Origin of the sequence: Tateyamaria pelophila (assembly GCF_019966495.1) — a bacterium.
Classification (GTDB): Bacteria; Pseudomonadota; Alphaproteobacteria; order Rhodobacterales; family Rhodobacteraceae; genus Tateyamaria; species Tateyamaria pelophila.
Window position 1 is genome coordinate 1 of the sequence record NZ_JAIMIA010000199.1, and the last position, 5,147, is coordinate 5,147.

At 59.1% G+C, this 5,147-nt stretch carries 4 protein-coding genes; 2 read left to right on the forward strand and 2 right to left on the reverse strand.

What is annotated here, in order from left to right; all coding sequences use genetic code 11:
* Nucleotides 1-537: 537 nt before the first annotated feature.
* Nucleotides 538-2,739, reverse strand: a complete 2,202-nt coding sequence (gene uvrB / locus LC354_RS26170) for an excinuclease ABC subunit UvrB (protein WP_223428895.1) — start codon at nucleotides 2,737-2,739, stop codon at nucleotides 538-540.
* A gap of 74 nt (nucleotides 2,740-2,813) precedes the next feature.
* On the reverse strand, nucleotides 2,814-3,962 hold the full coding sequence (locus LC354_RS26175; protein WP_223428896.1) for an adenylate/guanylate cyclase domain-containing protein: 1,149 nt from the start codon (nucleotides 3,960-3,962) through the stop codon (nucleotides 2,814-2,816).
* 101 nt (nucleotides 3,963-4,063) lie between these two features.
* Between LC354_RS26175 and LC354_RS26180 the strand changes: the two genes are divergently transcribed.
* Complete coding sequence (locus LC354_RS26180; protein WP_223428897.1) at nucleotides 4,064-4,375, forward strand: ETC complex I subunit; 312 nt, start codon at nucleotides 4,064-4,066, stop codon at nucleotides 4,373-4,375.
* Nucleotides 4,363-4,830, forward strand: a complete 468-nt coding sequence (locus LC354_RS26185; protein WP_223428898.1) for a GNAT family N-acetyltransferase — start codon at nucleotides 4,363-4,365, stop codon at nucleotides 4,828-4,830. Before LC354_RS26180 ends, LC354_RS26185 begins: the two co-directional genes overlap by 13 nt.
* Nucleotides 4,831-5,147: the final 317 nt, after the last annotated feature.

A 5,147-nucleotide genomic window follows, 5' to 3' on the forward strand; every position in this document is an offset into this window, starting at 1 on the left:
CCGCCGCGCCTTCGGCCATGCGACGAACTGAATCGCAGGCACAAAAATCGTCAGGTCAATTCAGGCGCACAAGTATAGTACGTGAAAGTGGGTGGCGGCAGATCGGATGCAGAATGCTCAGGAACGGATCATTCAGATCGAGGCGGAAAAATTACTGATATGCTAGGTTCAGATGCACCTCTTAACATAACCGTCACTCTGATCGGATATGGAAGACATTGCAATCGCCGAGCACCCGCACTCGGCTCATTTTGAATTGCCGCGAGCAGAAGAGTTGCGGGCGCATTAAAAGATGTTTGCGGGAGTGTCACGTCAGCCAAAAGGCAGGAAACCTTCGGATGTGTGGATTGGCCGGAACTGGAGAATCTCGAGGCGGAAATCCGCCACCTGACTGACCGCCTCCTTCTGCGGCCAGACTTTGTCTGCCGCCCTCATCTGCAAATGTTCAAGATGGCGACGGCAACACCTGCCGCTGTCCCACATCGGAACATTCACCCAAATATGCAACCATAGTACCGGGCTACTAGTTTACGCAGCTCAGCGCTTCCCCCCATACCGTGACTTGCCGCCCCGCATCCCGCCGCGCCCGCCTGTGCTCCGGCCTGACGCCTTCTGCGCATCACCCACGGCCTTCTCCACCGCGTATTGCCGCGCCATGGGATCGTCGGCGATGGTCAGATCCACCGCCTCCAACCGTTTGACTTCGTCGCGCAAACGCGCCGCCTCCTCGAATTCCAGGTTTTCGGCGGCTTTGCGCATGTCTGTCCGCAGCCCGTCCAGCACGGTTTGCAGATTGCCGCCCGCCAGTGGGTTGTCAATCTTGGCTGTGATGCGGCTTTGGTCCGTGTCGCCTTTATAGAGGCCCGCCAGAATGTCCTCGACGTTCTTCTTGACCGTCGCCGGCGTGATGCCGTGTTCGATGTTGTAGGCTTCCTGCTTGGCCCGGCGGCGGTTGGTTTCGGCCAAAGCCCGCTCCATCGATCCGGTGATGCGGTCGGCATACATGATCACCCGGCCCTCGGCGTTCCGAGCGGCTCGACCGATGGTCTGCACCAAGGACGTCTCGGAGCGCAGGAAGCCTTCCTTGTCCGCATCCAGAATGGCCACCAGACCGCATTCGGGGATGTCGAGCCCCTCGCGCAGCAGGTTGATCCCGATCAGAACGTCAAAGGCGCCCAAACGCAGGTCGCGCAGGATCTCGATCCGCTCGATCGTGTCGATGTCGGAATGCATGTAGCGCACACGAATGCCCTGTTCGTGCATGTATTCCGTCAGGTCTTCCGCCATGCGTTTGGTCAGCGTTGTGCACAGCGTGCGCATCCCGTCGGCGGCCACCTTGCGGACCTCGTCCAGCAAATCATCGACCTGCATCTCGACAGGGCGGATCTCGACCGGCGGGTCCAGAAGGCCCGTAGGACGGATCACCTGTTCGGTGAACACGCCGCCCGTCTGTTCCATCTCCCACGCGGCGGGCGTGGCCGAGACAAAGACCGACTGCGGCCGCATCGCGTCCCATTCCTCGAACTTGAGGGGCCGGTTGTCCATGCACGACGGCAGGCGGAAGCCGTGTTCGGCCAACGTAAACTTGCGCCGGTAGTCGCCTTTGTACATACCGCCGATCTGCGGCACGGACACGTGGGATTCGTCGGCAAACACAATGGCATTGTCGGGGATAAACTCGAACAAGGTGGGGGGCGGTTCGCCCGGTGCGCGACCGGTCAGATAGCGTGAATAGTTCTCGATCCCGTTGCAGACGCCTGTGGCCTCCAGCATTTCGAGGTCAAAATTCGTGCGTTGCTCCAGCCGCTGGGCTTCCAGCAACTTGCCATCGCCGACCAGTTGATCCAGCCGCATGCGCAGCTCTTTCTTGATGCCCAGAATCGCCTGGGACATCGTCGGTTTCGGCGTCACATAGTGCGAGTTGGCATAGACCCGGATATGCTCCATCGTATCGGTTTTTTCGCCGGTCAGCGGGTCGAATTCCGTGATGCTCTCCAACTCTTCGCCAAAGAACGATAAACGCCACGCACGGTCATCAAGGTGCGCCGGGAAGATTTCCAGCGAGTCGCCCCGCACCCTGAAACAGCCCCGAAAAAACGCTGCGTCGTTGCGTTTGTACTGCTGGGCCACCAGATCGGCGATCACCTGCCGCTGGTCGTAATTCTTGCCGACCTTGATGTCCTGCGTCATCGCACCGTAAGTCTCGACCGAGCCGATACCATAGATGCAAGACACTGACGCCACGATGATCACGTCATCCCGCTCCAAGAGCGCCCGCGTGGCCGAGTGGCGCATGCGGTCGATCTGTTCGTTGATCTGGCTTTCTTTCTCGATATAGGTGTCCGACCGCGCCACATAGGCTTCGGGCTGGTAATAGTCATAGTAGCTGACGAAATACTCGACCGCGTTGTCCGGAAAGAACCCTTTGAATTCGCCATAAAGCTGCGCGGCCAGTGTCTTGTTCGGGGCCAGGATGATGGCGGGGCGCTGGGTTTCCTCGATCACCTTGGCCATGGTGTAGGTTTTGCCGGTGCCCGTGGCCCCCAGAAGCACCTGATCCCGCTCGCCCGCGTTCACGCCGGAGCTGAGTTCCTTGATGGCGGTTGGTTGGTCGCCTGCGGGAGTAAATTCACTGTCCATCCGAAAGGCAATGCCGCCTTCGAGCTTGAGGCGGGTGCGCACATCCTCGGCGGGGTTGGCGAGGATGGCTTCGGATGACTCGGAATGGGCATAGGGCATGGGCAGGCTCCTGCTATCAGGGCTGTTATCTGGCGTTTATCGAAGCATGCGCAAGGGGGTGCGGCATTCTGCTGTCAGAAACTGGCAGGAGTGTAGACGCGCATCGGCTCTGTCAAACCCTTGAGCGGTTCCGTTCCAACAAGGCTCACGGGTTGGTTGACCGTCTGTGCGACGGCGTCGGAGATCAGCACCGCATGGCCCAGTTGCCCGGTCAAGGCTTCGATGCGGGCAGCGATGTTGACCGCTTGACCCAAAACGGTGAAATCTATCCGCGCCCGTGCCCCGACATTGCCGTAAAGCACCTCGCCGAAGTGAATGCCGATGCCGAAATCCGCGCCCATGTCCGATTGCGCGGAGATGTCCCGAGCTGAGCGGGCCGCCGCGACGGCCCGCTGGCAAGCCTTGGTACGGCCTTCGGGGGTGCCGTCGGTCGGGAACAAGGCCAGCACGCCGTCGCCGAGGAATTTCAGGATTTCGCCGTCATGCTTGTCGACCGCATCCGAGATAACCTCGAAATACCTGTTGGCCAAGTCCAGAGCATCCCTCGCGGGCCGGGTTGCGTTAATGGCCGTCCAACCGCGAATGTCGCTAATCAAGACTGCGGCTTCGATCGTTTCGATATCGCCGCGTGTGATTTGTCCGTCCAATACGCGTTGACCGGTGCGCGCGCCCAGATAACTGGTGGCGATGGCCGTCGCCAGTTGATAATTATTGTGTACTTCGATCACGGGGGCCAGAACGGGCGCCATTGCGTCGAAGCCTTTGATCTGAGGTTCCGAAAACCCGGCGGGACCGTCGCTTGTAAAAATGCACATACCCGACGAGCTCATGGCAAAAACAAACGGCAGACCATAATAGTCGGTCGCGCCGCGATCGCGGAGTTCGTGCAACGACACGTGGTCCTGCGCGCTCAGCGATGCATCCAGGCGGCGCCGAAACGGCGCACGTGTCCGAGCAATCTCTGCCATCGGGCTGCCAGTATATGCCGGTCGGGTTTCCAAACCATGCGGTGCGGTTATCTGCACCAAGGGCGCGCTTCGGGCTTCCCAGAAAACGCTGAGAGCAGCGGTCAGGGGGTGTGTTGTCCGCATGCTCAACCGCAGGCGCATCAAGGGGACGCCATCCTCCAGCAAGCGCGCGCCAAGCCCGTCGATCAAACCCTGCAACGTCAGCATACGGCCTGTCTTCAATATCCATTCGATGTGCGGTGCGGCGTCAAACATACACTTTCATATGGCTTTTGGTGCCTGTGAGACAATTCGCATCTTGCGAGGCATGTCGGAATTGACGATATACTTATCTCAGGCCTTTCAGGAGCGATTTCATGCGTGCACGCATCTACCAGCCAGCCAGGACCGCTATGTCATCCGGCGCTGCCAAGACCAAGCATTGGGTTTTGGAGTTCGCGCCTGCATCTGCCCGGTCCGTTGATCCCCTGATGGGATGGACGTCGTCTTCGGATATGCAAAGCCAGGTCCACCTGACGTTCGAGACCCGCGAAGCGGCCGAGGACTATGCCCGCGAACAGGGCATCGATGCGGTCGTACAAGAGCCCAACAAGCGCAAGCCCAACATCCGCCCCGGCGGCTACGGCGAGAATTTCGCCACCGGACGGCGCGGAGCATGGACTCACTAACCGTCGCCTTCGACATCCCGACAACACCGGATGTGCGCGCCCTGCTTGAGCGCCACTTTAACCTGATGCGGGCGGGGTCGCCCGCAGAAAGCTGTCATGTGATGCAGCCGGATGCATTGCTGGAACGCGGTGCGTTTCTGGTGGCCGCACGCGAAAAGGATGGTGCCTTGCTGGGTATTGGTGCCTTGACCAGAATTGCGCCCAATCACGGCGAGCTCAAGTCCATGCATACGGCAAGTGAAGCGCGCGGTCAGGGCGTGGGACAAGCCGTTTTGGCTGAATTGATCAACACGGCCCGAGCGCGTGACATGATCCGTCTTAGCCTTGAAACAGGCAGCTCAGATATATTCGCCCCGGCCCGCGCCCTGTATGCGCGCAACGGTTTCGCCTCATGCGGCCCATTTGGCGATTACGGAGTGGATCCGCTGAGCGTTTTTATGACACGCACGCTCTGAATCGGTGCCGCATGACCGCTTTGGGTGGATCCGAAATGCTCTTCACTTTACCCCATACTCATGTCTTTCGGGGGTGATCTCACTGCACTTTTCTGACGGCGCATTTTGTTTTTGACTTCAATTAAATGAATACTCGGTGGTGTTACCATGTATCTGCGAAGTTGACTTAGCTATGCACATAGTGCACCAACCGCAAAGGTGGGCTCACGTACTTCAACTGGATAGAATATCCGACTTCCAAGTGAAGGACCACCGGCTGACGCCGGAGGCATCATTTGTCGGAATGTAATTCCAGGTACTGCTTGATGACATCGTCT

What these genes read in the sequence shown, in the direction of transcription:
- LC354_RS26180 (WP_223428897.1), top strand. Translation starts at nt 4,064, where the DNA reads ATGCGTGCACGCATCTACCAGCCAGCCAGGACCGCTATGTCATCCGGC.
- uvrB (WP_223428895.1), bottom strand. Translation starts at nt 2,739, where the DNA reads ATGCCCTATGCCCATTCCGAGTCATCCGAAGCCATCCTCGCCAACCCC.
- LC354_RS26175 (WP_223428896.1), bottom strand. Translation starts at nt 3,962, where the DNA reads ATGTTTGACGCCGCACCGCACATCGAATGGATATTGAAGACAGGCCGT.
- LC354_RS26185 (WP_223428898.1), top strand. Translation starts at nt 4,363, where the DNA reads ATGGACTCACTAACCGTCGCCTTCGACATCCCGACAACACCGGATGTG.